Origin of the sequence: Pseudomonas sp. ES4 (assembly GCF_050586665.1) — a bacterium.
In the GTDB taxonomy this organism is placed as follows: domain Bacteria; phylum Pseudomonadota; class Gammaproteobacteria; order Pseudomonadales; family Pseudomonadaceae; genus Aquipseudomonas; species Aquipseudomonas frederiksbergensis.
Genome location: NZ_JBOBDO010000001.1, coordinates 36,677 through 50,887, shown reverse-complemented (window position 1 = coordinate 50,887; position 14,211 = coordinate 36,677). Strand labels below are relative to the sequence as shown.

The 14,211-nt window shown below is 57.9% G+C and carries 16 protein-coding genes and 1 tRNA gene; 13 read left to right on the top strand and 4 right to left on the bottom strand.

Annotated elements, in window-relative coordinates; translation table 11 throughout:
* The first annotated feature begins 14 nt into the window (after positions 1–14).
* The 13 genes from ruvA (at position 15) to nadA (ending at position 10,199) form a co-directional block, all read left to right on the top strand.
* Complete coding sequence (gene ruvA / locus ACQ4OB_RS00225) at positions 15–629, top strand: Holliday junction branch migration protein RuvA (protein WP_046049661.1); 615 nt, start codon at positions 15–17, stop codon at positions 627–629.
* Positions 630–1,691, top strand: a complete 1,062-nt coding sequence (gene ruvB / locus ACQ4OB_RS00220; protein ID WP_008147374.1) for a Holliday junction branch migration DNA helicase RuvB — start codon at positions 630–632, stop codon at positions 1,689–1,691.
* 127 nt (positions 1,692–1,818) lie between these two features.
* Complete coding sequence (ybgC, locus tag ACQ4OB_RS00215; protein ID WP_008147372.1) at positions 1,819–2,286, top strand: tol-pal system-associated acyl-CoA thioesterase; 468 nt, start codon at positions 1,819–1,821, stop codon at positions 2,284–2,286.
* Entirely contained in the window at positions 2,276–2,971 is a 696-nt protein-coding gene (gene tolQ / locus ACQ4OB_RS00210; RefSeq protein WP_008147369.1) for a protein TolQ, read from the top strand. The genes ybgC and tolQ overlap by 11 nt, the downstream gene beginning before the upstream one ends.
* 23 nt (positions 2,972–2,994) lie before the next feature.
* Positions 2,995–3,447: a protein TolR gene (gene tolR / locus ACQ4OB_RS00205; protein WP_161807482.1), complete on the top strand. Its 453-nt coding sequence runs from the start codon at positions 2,995–2,997 to the stop codon at positions 3,445–3,447.
* Positions 3,447–4,526 (top strand): cell envelope integrity protein TolA, encoded by a 1,080-nt coding sequence (tolA, locus tag ACQ4OB_RS00200; protein WP_074879466.1) that lies wholly within the window; start codon positions 3,447–3,449, stop codon positions 4,524–4,526. Before tolR ends, tolA begins: the two co-directional genes overlap by 1 nt.
* Entirely contained in the window at positions 4,523–5,824 is a 1,302-nt protein-coding gene (tolB, locus tag ACQ4OB_RS00195; protein ID WP_076028397.1) for a Tol-Pal system beta propeller repeat protein TolB, read from the top strand. Before tolA ends, tolB begins: the two co-directional genes overlap by 4 nt.
* Before the next feature lie 52 nt (positions 5,825–5,876).
* Positions 5,877–6,374 (top strand): peptidoglycan-associated lipoprotein Pal, encoded by a 498-nt coding sequence (gene pal / locus ACQ4OB_RS00190; protein WP_003178634.1) that lies wholly within the window; start codon positions 5,877–5,879, stop codon positions 6,372–6,374.
* A 6-nt stretch (positions 6,375–6,380) separates the two neighbouring features.
* Positions 6,381–7,220 carry a tol-pal system protein YbgF gene (gene ybgF / locus ACQ4OB_RS00185; RefSeq protein WP_074879457.1) on the top strand — a complete coding sequence of 280 codons (840 nt, stop codon included), beginning with the start codon at positions 6,381–6,383 and terminating at the stop codon, positions 7,218–7,220.
* Positions 7,221–7,387: 167 nt separating this feature from the next.
* Positions 7,388–8,035: a 7-carboxy-7-deazaguanine synthase QueE gene (queE, locus tag ACQ4OB_RS00180; protein WP_074880837.1), complete on the top strand. Its 648-nt coding sequence runs from the start codon at positions 7,388–7,390 to the stop codon at positions 8,033–8,035.
* A gap of 1 nt (position 8,036) precedes the next feature.
* Positions 8,037–8,729: a 7-cyano-7-deazaguanine synthase QueC gene (queC, locus tag ACQ4OB_RS00175; protein WP_123367888.1), complete on the top strand. Its 693-nt coding sequence runs from the start codon at positions 8,037–8,039 to the stop codon at positions 8,727–8,729.
* A 63-nt stretch (positions 8,730–8,792) separates the two neighbouring features.
* Positions 8,793–8,868, top strand: a tRNA-Lys gene (locus ACQ4OB_RS00170).
* A 272-nt stretch (positions 8,869–9,140) separates the two neighbouring features.
* The gene (nadA, locus tag ACQ4OB_RS00165; protein ID WP_008146918.1) at positions 9,141–10,199 is read left to right on the top strand and encodes a quinolinate synthase NadA; all 1,059 of its coding nucleotides are present in this window, start codon (positions 9,141–9,143) and stop codon (positions 10,197–10,199) included.
* A gap of 134 nt (positions 10,200–10,333) precedes the next feature.
* Here nadA and ACQ4OB_RS00160 read toward each other — a convergent pair whose 3' ends face one another.
* The 4 genes from ACQ4OB_RS00160 to ACQ4OB_RS00145 all read right to left on the bottom strand — a co-directional run bounded on the left by ACQ4OB_RS00160 (position 10,334) and on the right by ACQ4OB_RS00145 (position 14,061).
* Positions 10,334–10,822 (bottom strand): RDD family protein, encoded by a 489-nt coding sequence (locus ACQ4OB_RS00160; RefSeq protein ID WP_074879451.1) that lies wholly within the window; start codon positions 10,820–10,822, stop codon positions 10,334–10,336.
* A gap of 96 nt (positions 10,823–10,918) precedes the next feature.
* Positions 10,919–11,131 (bottom strand): cold-shock protein, encoded by a 213-nt coding sequence (locus ACQ4OB_RS00155; protein WP_003175786.1) that lies wholly within the window; start codon positions 11,129–11,131, stop codon positions 10,919–10,921.
* A gap of 390 nt (positions 11,132–11,521) precedes the next feature.
* Positions 11,522–12,646, bottom strand: coding sequence for a glycine cleavage system aminomethyltransferase GcvT (gcvT, locus tag ACQ4OB_RS00150; protein ID WP_430954922.1), 1,125 nt, complete (start codon positions 12,644–12,646; stop codon positions 11,522–11,524).
* A 38-nt stretch (positions 12,647–12,684) separates the two neighbouring features.
* A complete protein-coding gene (locus ACQ4OB_RS00145) occupies positions 12,685–14,061 on the bottom strand; it encodes an L-serine ammonia-lyase (RefSeq protein WP_008146925.1) in 1,377 nt (458 codons plus the stop codon).
* Between the last annotated feature and the right edge of the window lie 150 nt (positions 14,062–14,211).

The following is a 14,211-nucleotide window of genomic DNA, read 5'->3' as shown; positions in this document are numbered from 1 at the left end:
CAAGGATCTGAAACGTGATTGGACGCTTGCGCGGCACACTCGCTGAGAAACAGCCGCCGCACCTGATTCTGGATGTAAACGGTCTGGGGTATGAGCTGGAAGTGCCCATGACCACGCTTTATCGCTTGCCGTCGGTCGGTGAACCGCTGACCTTGCACACCCATTTGGTCGTACGCGAAGACGCGCAATTACTCTATGGCTTCTTCGGCAAGCGTGAGCGAGACTTTTTTCGCGAGTTGATCCGTCTCAATGGTGTGGGGCCGAAATTGGCCCTGGCCCTGATGTCGAGCCTGGAAGTCGATGAGCTGGTCCGTTGCGTACAATCCCAGGACACCTCGGCGCTGACCAAGGTGCCGGGCGTGGGCAAGAAGACTGCCGAGCGTTTGCTGGTGGAACTCAAGGATCGCTTCAAGGCCTGGGAAACCGTGCCGGCCATGTTTGCCCTGGTGCCAAACCAGCCGGGTGGGCCTGATACGACGCCGGTCGCCACCGCCGAAAATGACGCGGTCAGCGCGCTGATCTCCCTGGGCTACAAGCCGCAGGAAGCCAGCAAGGCGATTTCTGCGATCAAGGAGAAAGGTTTGAGCAGTGAAGACATGATTCGTCGTGCCCTGAAGGGAATGATCTAAGTGATTGAAGCTGATCGTCTGATTGCCGCCACACCGGGGCCTCGTGATCGCGAGGAAGTCCAGGACCGGGCGATTCGTCCTGTCAGCCTGGCCGAATACATTGGCCAGCCGACCGTTCGCGAGCAAATGGAGTTGTTCATCCAGGCCGCCCGTGGGCGCAATGAATCCCTGGACCACACGCTGATTTTCGGCCCGCCGGGCCTGGGTAAGACGACCCTGGCCAACATCATCGCCCAGGAAATGGGCGTGTCGATCAAGAGCACCTCGGGCCCCGTGCTTGAACGTCCGGGTGACCTGGCGGCGCTGTTGACCAATCTCGAGCCACACGACGTTCTGTTCATCGACGAAATCCATCGGCTTTCACCGATCGTCGAAGAAGTGCTGTACCCGGCCATGGAAGATTTCCAGCTCGACATCATGATCGGCGAAGGGCCGGCCGCGCGTTCGATCAAGCTTGATCTGCCGCCGTTCACCCTGGTCGGTGCGACGACGCGGGCGGGGATGCTGACCAATCCGCTGCGCGACCGTTTCGGTATCGTCCAGCGCCTGGAGTTCTATAACACCGCCGACCTGGCAACGATTGTCAGTCGTTCGGCGAATATCCTCGGCTTGCCACTGGACCCGGAAGGCGCCTTCGAAATCGCCCGTCGTGCCCGTGGTACGCCACGGATCGCCAACCGCTTGCTGCGCCGGGTTCGCGATTTCGCCGAAGTTCGCGCCAAGGGCCACATCACCAAGCCGATTGCCGACCTGGCCTTGAACCTGCTGGATGTCGACGAGCGAGGCTTCGATCACCAGGATCGACGTCTGTTGTTGACCATGATCGAGAAGTTCGACGGTGGGCCGGTCGGGGTCGATAGCCTTGCCGCCGCCATCAGTGAAGAGCGCCACACCATTGAAGACGTGCTGGAGCCGTACCTGATCCAGCAGGGCTACATCATGCGTACGCCACGGGGGCGGGTGGTGACCCGGCATGCGTATCTGCACTTCGGTTTAAACATCCCGTCACGATTGGGCGAGATGCCCGTGGTAGACGAGTTCCTCGATGCCGTGGACGATTAATAACCTTTGCGCGCTGATATATTCGGGGTTTGTGTGGTCCCAGGACCGTACTTTCGCCAGAAAGCCGTGAATCAATGAAAAACAGTTGCCTGGCCGGATTGGCAACCTGAGGAGTAAGCACTAGAGTATGCGCGCGCAAAACGGGCTTGAGCCTTTCGCACTTCGTTGTCGCGTTTATTACGAGGACACCGATGCGGGCGGCATCGTGTATTACGTCAATTACCTCAAGTTTATGGAACGGGCTCGAACCGAGCGGCTCCGGGAGCTGGGCTTTGCCCAATCCCAGCTAGCAGGTGAGGACCTGTTGTTCGTCGTGCATTCCAGCGAAGCGCGTTACCACGCGCCGGCGCGACTGGACGACGAGTTGCTGGTAAGCGCTGAAGTAATCGAATTGAACCGTGTCAGCCTGCGCTTCAAGCAGCAGGTCAGGCGGGCTACGGATAATGCGCTGCTCTGCGAAGGGCAGTTTCTGGTGGCCTGTGTGCGCACTAACAGTTTAAAACCCCGGGCCATTCCCGAAGCTCTACGTGCGGCCTTTGCCGACGTGAGCGGCGCGGGTACACACTCAAAGCAGGAGATAAAGCGTGGAAGCTAACGTCGTCGACCATTCCTCCATGTGGAGCCTGGTCAGCAATGCCAGTATCGTGGTGCAACTGGTAATGCTGATCCTGGTAGCCGCATCGGTGACCTCATGGATCATGATCTTTCAGCGCAGCAATCTGCTGCGCGCCGGTCGACGTGCCCTGGAGAGCTTTGAAGAGCGCTTCTGGTCCGGTATCGACCTGTCCAAACTCTACCGTCAGGCTGGCAGTAACCCTGATCCGGATTCAGGCGTAGAGCAGATCTTCCGTGCCGGTTTCAAGGAATTCTCCCGTCTGCGCCAGCAGCCAGGCGTTGACCCGGAAGCGGTCATGGAAGGCGTGGCCCGTGCCATGCGCGTCGCCATTTCCCGTGAAGAAGAAAAGCTCGAGCAGAGCCTGCCGTTCCTCGCGACCGTCGGTTCCGTCAGCCCGTATATCGGTCTGTTCGGTACCGTCTGGGGGATCATGAACTCCTTCCGTGGCCTGGCCACTGCCCAGCAAGCGACCCTGGCCACTGTGGCCCCGGGTATTGCCGAAGCACTGATTGCTACCGCGATTGGCTTGTTCGCCGCCATCCCGGCCGTTATCGCTTACAACCGTTTTGCTGCGCGCAGTGAAACCCTGCTGGGCCGTTACTACACCTTCGCCGATGAATTCCAGGCGATCCTGCACCGCAAAGTGCACACCAGCGAAGAATAAGCAGGTAATTTCCAATGGCTTTAATCGCTCGAGCTCGCAAAAAGCGCAAGCCGGTTGCCGAGATGAACGTGGTGCCTTACATCGACGTGATGTTGGTGCTGCTGGTCATCTTCATGGTGACCGCGCCGATGCTCAATCAGGGCGTGAAAGTTGATCTGCCCAAGGTTTCCAGCGAAGCCTTGCCGCAGGACAACAACACCCAGGTCCTGACCATTTCGATCAAGGCTGACAAGACCTACTACTGGAACCTTGGCAGCGAAGTCGACACTGAAAAGCAACAGGACAAGGCCATGACCTTGCCGCAGATGACTGACGCCGTGACCAAGATCATTCGCGCCGGCACTGAAGGTGGCAAGCGTACCCAGGTGTTCATCCGCGGCGACAAGACCGTCGACTACGGTTCTGTCATGGGCGCCATGGGCGGATTGCAGAAAGCCGGGGTCGGTAATGTTGGCTTGATTACCGAGGCACCCTGATGCAGCAAATGCGAGAGCCGTCCGCCTCGGAAAGCTACTTCTGGCCTAGCGTCTGGGCGCTTGTCTTGCACGTGCTGGTTTTTGGCATGCTGTTCGTCAGCTTCGCCTTCACGCCCGAACTGCCGCCGGCCAAGCCGATTGTCCAGGCGACCCTGTACCAACTGAAATCGAAAAGTCAGGCGACCACCCAGACCAATCAGAAGATTGCGGGTGAGGCGAAGAAATCCGCCGCGCGCCAGACCGAAGTCGAACAGATGGAACAGAAAAAGATCGAGCAGGAAGCGATCAAGGCCGCGGAACAAAAGAAGGAAGACGCGGCTCAAAAAGCCGAAGAATCCAAAAAAGCCGACGAGACGAAGAAAGCGGAAGAGGCAAAAAAGGCTGATGAAGCCAAGAAAGCCGATGAAGCCAAGAAGACCGCCGAAGCTAAAAAGGCCGAAGAGAAACAATTGGCTGATATAGCCAAGAAGAAGTCTGAAGAAGAAGCCAAGAAAGCAGCTGAAGAAGAGGCCAAGAAAGCGGCCGCTGAAGAAGCGAAGAAAAAGATCGTCGAAGACGCGAAGAAGAAAGCTGCCGAAGACGCCAAGAAGAAATCTGAAGCTGAAGAGGCGAAGAAGAAAGTCGCCGAAGACGCGAAGAAGAAAGCTGCTGCCGATGCTGCGAAGAAAAAATCGCAGGAAGCAGCACGTAAATCCGCCGAAGACAAAAAGGCTCAGGCCTTGGCAGATCTGCTTTCTGACACGCCGCAGCGTCAGCAGGCCTTGGCGGATGAGCAGGGTGACGAAGTCGCCGGTAGTTTCGATGATCTGATTCGTGCTCGTGCAGCGGAAGGCTGGGCTCGTCCACCTTCGGCCCGCAAAGGCATGACAGTCGTGTTGCAAATCGGCATGTTGCCGGACGGTACGTTGACTTCGGTGAGCGTGGCCAAGTCCAGTGGCGATGGTCCGTTTGACGCTTCCGCTGTAGCGGCGGTCAAGAACATTGGACGTTTGACAGAAATGCAGGGAATGAAGCCGAGTGATTTCGCTCCGTATCGTTCATTCAAGATGACATTCACACCTGAGGATCTAGCCTTGTGAGAAACCTTCTTCGAGGAATGCTTGTCGTTATCTGCTGCCTGGCAGGGATAGCGACAGCTGATGAGAAAAACATTCTGGTCACCAGCGGCAGTGATCGGGCCACCCCGATCGCAGTCGTTCCGTTTGGCAACCAGGGCGGCAGCGTTCTGCCGGACGACATGGCCGAAATCATCGGTAACGACCTGCGCAACTCGGGTTATTACTCGCCGATTCCAAAACAGAACATGATCAGCCAGCCAAGCCAGGCCAGCGAAATCATCTTCCGTGACTTCAAGGCGCTGGGCGCCCAGTACGTCATGGTCGGCAGCATTGCTCCTGCGGGCGGTCGCCTGCAGGTTCAATACGCACTGTTCAACGTCGCCACCGAGCAGCAAGTGCTGACCGGCAGCGTGTCGGGCAGCGTCGATCAACTGCGCGACATGTCGCACTACATCGCGGACCAGTCGTTCGAAAAACTCACCGGTATCAAAGGTGCGTTCTCGACTCGTCTGCTGTACGTGACGGCTGAGCGTTTCTCTGAAAAGAACACTCGCTACACGCTGCAACGTTCTGACTATGACGGTGCCCGTGCCGTGACCCTGCTGCAATCGCGCGAGCCGATCCTGTCGCCGCGTTTCGCACCGGACGGCAAGCGCATCGCTTATGTGTCGTTCGAGCAGAAGCGTCCGCGTATCTTCATGCAGAACATCGACACCGGTCGCCGTGAGCAGATCACCAACTTCGAAGGCCTGAACGGCGCGCCAGCATGGTCGCCTGATGGCAATCGCCTGGCATTCGTCTTGTCGAAAGATGGCAACCCGGACATCTATGTGATGAACCTGGGTTCGCGTCAGATCACCCGTGTCACCAACGGTCCTGGCATCAACACCGAACCGTTCTGGGGCAAGGATGGTTCGACCATCTACTTCACCTCGGACCGTGGCGGCAAGCCGCAGATCTATAAAACCAGTGCAGGTGGTGGCGGTGCGGAACGTGTGACCTTTATCGGTAACTACAACGCCAACCCTAAGCTTTCGGCTGATGAAAAGACCCTGGTGATGATCCATCGTCAGGAAGGTTTCACTAATTTCAAGGTGGCGGCCCAGGATTTGCAGCGCGGAAGCGTAAAAATCCTTACTGATAGCACTCTGGACGAGTCGCCTACTGTTGCGCCCAACGGCACCATGGTAATCTACGCCACCCGCCAGCAGGGCCGGGGAGTCTTGATGCTCGTGTCCATTAATGGACGCGTAAGGCTCCCGCTTCCTACCGCACAAGGCGAAGTCAGAGAACCTTCCTGGTCCCCTTACCTGAACTGACGCGGCGCTACACGTTGTACTTAACACATTGGGGTTCATTAGGAGTTTCACGATGGAAATGCTGAAGTTTGGTAAATTTGCTGCGCTGGCTCTGGCCATGGCTGTAGCTGTAGGTTGCTCGTCCAAAGGCGGCGACAATGCCGGTGAAGGCGCTGTAGATCCAAACGCTGGTTACGGCGCAAACACTGGTGCAGTTGACGGCTCCCTGAGCGAAGAAGCTGCTCTGCGCGCAATCACCACTTTCTACTTCGAATACGACAGTTCGGACCTGAAGCCAGAAGCCATGCGCGCTCTGGACGTTCACGCCAAGGACCTGAAAGCAAACGGCGCTCGCGTTGTTCTGGAAGGCAACACCGACGAACGTGGTACTCGTGAGTACAACATGGCACTGGGCGAGCGTCGTGCGAAAGCCGTTCAGCGTTACCTGGTACTGCAAGGTGTTTCCCCAGCTCAGCTGGAACTGGTTTCCTACGGCGAAGAGCGTCCAGTTGCTACCGGCAACGACGAGCAGTCCTGGGCTCAAAACCGTCGCGTCGAACTGCGTAAGTAATTCGTCATGCGAACGTGCCGTCGTGCTGTAACTGTTTTGGCTCTCAGCCTCGCACCGCTTGCGGTGTGGGCTGCGGTTCCTGTGGTCGATAATGACTCCGGCTATACCAATAGCGGGACTAATAATCCGCCTGCAGGTTACGGTACGAACGGCGCCTATGCCGGGGGAGGGGTTTCGGCCCCTGTCTCGGCACAGGGCGAGCTGTTCAACCAACTGCAATCGATGCAGGAGCAGATCTCGCGCCAACAAGGCATCATCGAAGTTCTGCAAAATGATGTAGCGCGCATGAAGCAAGAGAGCCTGGAGCGATATCAGGACCTTGATCGGCGCATAGGAACCGGCGTTGCACCAGCCGCGACTCCTGATAATTCTTCCACCGGTGGCAGTTTGAATGCCCCCGGTGCAGCAGCGGGAGCGGCAGCCGCTGCCACTTCCACACAAGCGCCTGCCGCGGGTGGCGAGCCGGCTGATCCGGCGAAGGAAAAACTGTATTACGATGCAGCCTTCGACCTGATCAAAGCCAAGGACTTCGACAAGGCCAGTCAGGCTTTTGCCGCATTCCTGCGCAAGTACCCGAACAGTCAGTACGCGGGTAATGCCCAGTACTGGTTGGGGGAAGTGAACCTGGCCAAAGGCGATCTGCAAGGTGCAGGTCAGGCTTTTGCCAAGGTTTCTCAGCTGTACCCCAAGCATCCAAAAGTGCCTGATTCGCTGTACAAGCTGGCTGATGTAGAGCGCCGTCTTGGTCATCCCGACAAGGTCAAAGGTATTTTGCAACAGGTTGTGTCCCAATATCCGGGCACTTCCGCCGCTCAGCTGGCCCAGCGTGATCTGCAAAAAATGTAAGGGCGGCTTTACCCGTCTTGAAGAAACCCGCGCTTGTCGCGGGTTTTTTCGTTAGAATTCACGCCCTTTTTATGAAACACGCTTTTTGGGATCTGCGCGATGGCGGGGTTCCTTGAAGTGCCTGACGGAGGCGGACAGCCTGTTTAGCTGTCATGCCCGTGGCGACTATGCAAGACACATTGAGAATCACCGAAGTTTTCTACTCGTTGCAGGGTGAAACGCGGACTGCCGGGCTGCCCACTGTTTTTGTGCGCTTGACCGGTTGCCCATTGCGTTGCCAATACTGTGACAGCGCTTATGCATTCACTGGCGGCACCCTTCGCACGCTCGACGACATCCTCGAGCAAGTGGCCGGTTTTCGTCCGCGTTACGTCTGTGTCACCGGCGGCGAGCCGCTGGCACAGCCCAATGCCATCCCATTGCTCAAGCAGTTGTGTGACGCCGGTTACGAGGTCTCGCTGGAAACCAGCGGTGCCCTGGATATCTCGGCGGTCGATCCACGGGTCAGTCGCGTCGTCGACCTGAAAACCCCGGGTTCGAAAGAAGCCCACCGCAACCGCTACGAGAACATCGAACTGCTCACGCGCAACGATCAGGTGAAGTTTGTCATCTGCTCGCGGGAAGACTATGACTGGGCTGTGTCCAAGCTGATCCAGTACGGTCTGGATCAGCGTGCCGGCGAAGTCCTGTTCTCGCCGAGTCACCATGACCTCAATGCTAGGGACCTGGCTGACTGGGTGGTGGCGGACAACCTGCCTGTGCGTCTGCAATTGCAGTTGCATAAATATCTTTGGAATGACGAGCCGGGGCGCTGAAATGACTGAACAACTGAACACTGCTGAAAAACGTGCGGTCATCCTGCTGTCCGGCGGTCTGGACTCCGCGACCGTGGTGGCCATGGCTCGCGCTGAAGGCTACAGCTGCTACACCATGAGCTTCGACTACGGTCAGCGCTCTCACGCAGAATTGCACGCCGCCGAACGTGTCGCTCGCGACCTGGGTGTGGTCGAGCACAAGGTGATCGGCCTGAACCTGAACGGGATCGGCGGTTCAGCATTGACCGACACCAGCATCGATGTGCCGGAAGAAGCGGGCGAAGGTATTCCGGTGACTTACGTGCCGGCGCGCAACACCGTTTTCTTGTCCCTGGCGTTGGGATGGGCTGAAGTGCTCGGCGCCCGCGACATCTTTATTGGTGTGAACGCTGTGGATTACTCCGGTTACCCGGATTGCCGTCCTGAGTTCATTGAATCCTTCGAGCGCATGGCCAATCTGGCGACCAAGGCCGGCGTCGAGGGGAATGGTTTTCGTATCCAGGCGCCACTGCAGAACCTCAGCAAGGCGCAGATAGTCCAGGCGGGCGTGAAGCTCGGTGTTGATTACGGCCTGACTGTTTCCTGCTATCAGGCCGACGATAACGGTCGTGCATGCGGCAAGTGCGACAGCTGCCGCCTGCGTGCAGAAGGCTTTGCGGCAGCCGGAATCAGTGACCCAACACCTTATTTTTGATTTATTTCAAATTAGGTGTTGAATAGTCCTTAAAAATCAGTATTATACGCGCCACCACACAGCGGGTCGTTAGCTCAGTTGGTAGAGCAGTTGGCTTTTAACCAATTGGTCGTAGGTTCGAATCCCACACGACCCACCATTTTTGTAGCAGTTTTAAAAGTCTGGAAGGCCCACGCAAGTGAGGATTTCCGGATTTTTTTTTGCCTGCGATTTAAGGTTGCCCGGGTTCTGGGCTGAGCCGCGTGACGCAGGTCAGAATCATCTTTTGCATCTACGGGATATTCTGTAGCCTTGCGCAGCTTCAACGTTGTCCGTGCCTGATGATACTCACTTTCCCGGCGGTACCCTGAAGGGGCCGGAGCCGGGTGTATACTCGACTTTCGCGCGAACGCGCCTGCAGGTCTTGCGAACATGACGCAGATTTCCGAACGCCTTCTGGTTCAAGCCCACCTCGACGCCAAGCAGCCCAAGCCGCTGACTGCCGAGGAGGAGGCCTATTACCGTGCTGCCATCGCTGCCGAGCTCAAGGCTCAGGACGCGGTGCTGGTTGCTCACTTCTATTGCGATCCGGTCATTCAGGCCCTGGCCGAAGAAACCGGCGGCTGTGTCTCCGACTCATTGGAGATGGCCCGCTTCGGCAATGCTCACCCGGCCAAGACCGTGGTGGTCGCCGGTGTGAAGTTCATGGGCGAGACTGCCAAAATCCTCAACCCGGAAAAGCGCATCCTGATGCCAACCCTGGAAGCGACCTGCTCGCTGGACCTGGGTTGCCCGGTGGACGAGTTCTCGGCGTTCTGCGATCAGCACCCGGAACGTACGGTGGTGGTGTATGCCAACACGTCGGCGGCGGTCAAAGCCCGGGCGGATTGGGTGGTGACTTCAAGCTGCGCGCTGGAGATCGTCGAAAGCCTGATGGATAACGGCGAAACCATCATCTGGGGCCCGGACAAGCATTTGGGCACCTACATCCAGCGCCAGACTGGCGCGGACATGCTGCTGTGGGACGGTGCCTGCATCGTTCACGAAGAGTTCAAGTCCAAGCAGCTCGAAGATATGAAGGCGCTGTACCCGGACGCAGCGATTCTGGTGCACCCGGAGTCGCCGACGTCGGTGATCGAGCTGGCGGATGCCGTCGGCTCCACCAGTCAGTTGATTGCAGCAGCGCAGAGCCTGCCAAACAAGACCTTTATCGTTGCCACTGATCGCGGCATCTTCTACAAGATGCAGCAGCTGTGCCCGGACAAGGTCTTCATCGAAGCGCCAACGGCCGGTAACGGCGCAGCGTGCCGTAGTTGCGCACATTGCCCGTGGATGGCGATGAATACCCTTGAGCGCACGCTCAAGAGCTTGAAGGAAGGGACAAACGAGATATTTGTCGATCCAGCGTTGATTCCGCAAGCGATTCGGCCGTTGAAGCGGATGCTCGACTTCACACAGGCCGCGCGGATGAAATTGGCCGGCAACGCCTGAGATCTGTCAGTTAAGCCGCAAAAACTGTGGGAGCGAGCCTGCTCGCGATAGCGTTCTGTCAGTCACAACCATGTTGACTGATACGCCTCTATCGCGAGCAGGCTCGCTCCCACATTGGTTTTTGTATGGCTGAACTACTTGGCTTTCTTTGGAATCCGCACGAGCTGGGTGTCGGAGTAGATGTCATGCCAGCTGCGTTTCTGTTTGTCGAACAGCGACCAGAAGAACCCCAGCCCGACGCACAGCAAGGACGCGATCGACACCACAAAGCGCAGCAATGCCTGCCACAGGCTGATGGATGAGCCGTCGGCGTTTTGTACGCGGATGCACCAGACCTGCATGCCCAGGGTCTGGCCGGACCAGGTCCAGAACTTGGCGAAGAAACCGAACAACACAAATAGCAGCACCGTTGACAGCAATGGATCACCGTCCAGCGCGCCGGCTTCGGTCAAGGTGCGCATTTTGTCTTCGCCGATGATCGCCATCTGGATCATCTTGTAAATGCCGCTGGTGACGATCAGCAGGGCAGTACACAACAAGAAGTCATAGAACATCGCTGCCAGGCGACGACCCAAGGGGGCGGCAGGAAAGTCGCCCTGGGGTTTGAGAAGATGTTTCGACATGGCAGCCTCTGGACGGAAAAAAGAAGCCATTTTACGTATTTACGCGCACAAAAAAGCCCCTGATGTCAGCATCAGGGGCTTTTTCGTTACAGAAGATCAGGCTTCTGCTTGTACTTCGTCAGCCTGCATGCCTTTCTGGCCTTGCACAGCAACGAAAGTCACTTTCTGGCCTTCTTTCAGGCTCTTGAAGCCGTTGCCCTGAATAGCGCGGAAATGCACGAACAGATCCGGACCGCTTTCTGGAGTGATAAAACCAAACCCTTTCTCGTCGTTAAACCACTTGACGGTACCGCTCTGACGTTGGGACATTTCTTATTTCCTTTGACGCAAAAATTAATGACAGCCTCTTTCTTGTGAAAGAGTACTGGGGCTGGTTGCAGGAGAGTAAGAAGACGTCGAACGGGATGTAGCTAACTTGTAGGCTACTGCCCAGGTCACGATTCCAAGCGACCCATGCAAACACAGTGAACAAACTCTACGCCAACTACGGGAGAAAAAACAAGCCCTGTGGAGGGCCCGGAATTGCTCGCGTTGATGCCGTTCAGCGGCAACTAGCGTTAGCTTATGTGATAGAGGTGTTCAATTGTTTTCGATCGTTATAAGCCAAGTTCGTTATCGAAGGTGTGCACTGTTTTATGGCGGTTGCGTTACACATTAGTGCACTATTAACGCAACCGCGTTACTTATAGAAACAGTCAATCAGCCGCGGTAGTAGCGTTGTGGAACAAATGGCATTTTGCTTACAAGCAAAGGCACCTTTTTCCCACGAACAATCGCCCATACCGGCGTATCGAGAGCAGTGTAAGCACTGTCGACGTAACCCATCGCCAAAGGGCCGCCCAAGGTCGGACCGAAGCCGCCACTGCAAACCGCACCAATGATGTCGCCTGCTTCATTGACGATCTCCGCTCCTTCGCGCACCGGCGTGCGTTCCTGGGGCAACAGGCCAACGCGTTTGCGGCTGACACCGGTTTGTTGCTGTGCGAACACGGTTTCTGCGCCAGGGAAGCCGCCGGCACGTGCGCCATCAGCGCGACGAGGCTTGGAGATCGCCCACAGCAGGCTTGCTTCAATCGGGGTGGTCTCGGTGTTCATGTCGTGGCCGTAGAGGCACAGGCCGGCTTCCAGGCGCAGGGAGTCGCGAGCGCCAAGGCCGATGGCCGCCACTTCAGGTTCGGCCAGCAGGGCGCGAGCCAGGGCTTCGGCGTTGGCAGCCGGCACGGAGATTTCGTAACCGTCTTCACCGGTGTAGCCCGAACGGCTGACAAAGCAGTCCACGCCCAGCAGTTTCACGCGGGTGAACTGCATGAAGGTCATCTTTGCCACTTCAGGCGCCAGGCGTGCGAGCACGGTGACGGCGGCCGGACCTTGCAGCGCCAGCAGGGCGCGTTCTTCGAACAGCGGCTCGATGGTGCACTGGTCGCCGATGTGCTTGCGCAGGTGCGCCAGGTCTTGATCCTTGCAGGCGGCGTTGACCACCAGGAACAGTTCGTCGTTACCCAGGTTGGCGACCATCAGGTCGTCGAGGATGCCGCCAGTCTCGTTGGTGAACATCGCGTAACGCTGCATGCCCACCGGCAGGTCGATGATGTCCACCGGCACCAGGCTTTCCAGCGCCTTGGCGGCATTCGCGCCGGTCAGGCGGATCTGGCCCATGTGCGAGACATCGAACAGCCCGGCCTGATCACGGGTGTGCTGGTGTTCTTTCATCACGCCGAGCGGGTATTGCACCGGCATGTCGTAGCCGGCAAACGGCACCATGCGGGCGCCGAGTTCGATGTGCAGTGCGTGCAGCGGGGTTTTCGACAGTTGTTCGGTGGACATATCCAGCTCCTGAAAAAGTGTGCAGATGCGCGTGAGCATCAGCACTCGATAATGTTGACCGCCAAACCGCCACGGGCGGTTTCCTTGTATTTGCTTTTCATGTCGGCGCCGGTCTGGCGCATGGTGCGGATGACCTTGTCGAGGGAGACGAAGTGCTGACCGTCGCCGCGCAGGGCCATGCGCACCGCATTGATGGCTTTCACCGAGCCCATGGCGTTGCGCTCGATGCAAGGCACTTGCACCAATCCGCCAATCGGGTCGCAGGTCAGGCCGAGGTTGTGTTCCATGCCGATTTCCGCGGCGTTTTCCACTTGTTGCACGGTGCCGCCGAGGACTTCACACAGGGCGCCAGCGGCCATGGAACAGGCCACGCCGACTTCGCCCTGGCAGCCGACTTCGGCGCCGGAGATCGAGGCGTTTTCTTTATAGAGAATGCCGATCGCGGCCGCGGTCAGCAGAAAACGCACGACGCCGTCTTCGTTGGCGCCGGGGATGAAGCGCATGTAGTAGTGCAAAACAGCCGGGACGATCCCAGCCGCGCCGTTAGTCGGCGCCGTCACCACGCGTCCGCCGTTGGCGTTTTCTTCGTTGACCGCCAGTGCGTAGAGGTTGACCCAGTCCAGCACCGACAGCGGATCGCGCAGGGACGATTCCGGGTTCTTGCACAGTTGCCGATGCAGGGCTGCCGCTCGACGTTTGACCTTCAAGCCACCCGGCAGGATGCCTTCGTTACGGCAACCGGCGTCGACGCAATCCTGCATCACTTGCCAGATTTTCAGCAGGCCGGCGCGGGTTTCCGCTTCCGGGCGCCAGGCACTTTCGTTGGTCAGCATCACCTGGCTGATCGACAGACCATAGGTGGTGCAGTGACCGAGCAGGTCCTTGGCGCTTTTAAACGGGAAGGTCAGTGGCGTGGCGTCTTCGACGATACGGTCGGCGCCCGCGGCGTCTTCATCGACGACAAAACCGCCGCCGACCGAGTAGTACTCGCGGCTACGGATTTGTATCCCCGCGGCATCGAAAGCGCGAAAAATCATGCCGTTGGGGTGATAGGCCAACGGTTTGCGGATCATCGCCAGGTGTTCTTTCTCATTGAACGCAATGCTGTGTTCGCCGAGCAGGTTCAAACGACCATTGCCGCGAATCTCTTGCAGACGGGCGGCGACGGTTTCGGTGTTCACGGTGTCCGGGTGTTCGCCTTCCAGGCCCAGCAACACAGCCTTGTCGCTGCCGTGGCCTTTGCCGGTGGCGCCGAGTGATCCGTAGAGCTCGACTTTGACGCAAGTAGTCGCGGCCAGCAGCCCTTCACGGCGCAAACCTTCGGCGAAGCGCGCAGCAGCACGCATCGGGCCGACGGTGTGGGAGCTGGAGGGGCCGATGCCAATCTTGAACAGGTCGAACACGCTTAAAGACATGAGTTGTTCTCCGGTTTCTTGTTATAGGAATGGCGGGCTTGAGGCCTGGTACAAATCCCCTGTGGGAGCGGGCTTGCTCGCGAAAGCGGTGGGTCAGGCAATGTTGAGTGACTGATCCACCGCTTTCGCGAGCAAGCCCGCTCCCACAGG

What these genes read in the sequence shown, in the direction of transcription:
- ACQ4OB_RS00160 (WP_074879451.1), bottom strand. Translation starts at nt 10,822, where the DNA reads ATGTCGAAACATCTTCTCAAACCCCAGGGCGACTTTCCTGCCGCCCCC.
- ybgF (WP_074879457.1), top strand. Translation starts at nt 6,381, where the DNA reads ATGCGAACGTGCCGTCGTGCTGTAACTGTTTTGGCTCTCAGCCTCGCA.
- ACQ4OB_RS00155 (WP_003175786.1), bottom strand. Translation starts at nt 11,131, where the DNA reads ATGTCCCAACGTCAGAGCGGTACCGTCAAGTGGTTTAACGACGAGAAA.
- ACQ4OB_RS00145 (WP_008146925.1), bottom strand. Translation starts at nt 14,061, where the DNA reads ATGTCTTTAAGCGTGTTCGACCTGTTCAAGATTGGCATCGGCCCCTCC.
- ybgC (WP_008147372.1), top strand. Translation starts at nt 1,819, where the DNA reads ATGCGCGCGCAAAACGGGCTTGAGCCTTTCGCACTTCGTTGTCGCGTT.
- gcvT (WP_430954922.1), bottom strand. Translation starts at nt 12,646, where the DNA reads ATGTCCACCGAACAACTGTCGAAAACCCCGCTGCACGCACTGCACATC.
- queE (WP_074880837.1), top strand. Translation starts at nt 7,388, where the DNA reads ATGCAAGACACATTGAGAATCACCGAAGTTTTCTACTCGTTGCAGGGT.
- tolA (WP_074879466.1), top strand. Translation starts at nt 3,447, where the DNA reads ATGCAGCAAATGCGAGAGCCGTCCGCCTCGGAAAGCTACTTCTGGCCT.
- queC (WP_123367888.1), top strand. Translation starts at nt 8,037, where the DNA reads ATGACTGAACAACTGAACACTGCTGAAAAACGTGCGGTCATCCTGCTG.
- pal (WP_003178634.1), top strand. Translation starts at nt 5,877, where the DNA reads ATGGAAATGCTGAAGTTTGGTAAATTTGCTGCGCTGGCTCTGGCCATG.
- nadA (WP_008146918.1), top strand. Translation starts at nt 9,141, where the DNA reads ATGACGCAGATTTCCGAACGCCTTCTGGTTCAAGCCCACCTCGACGCC.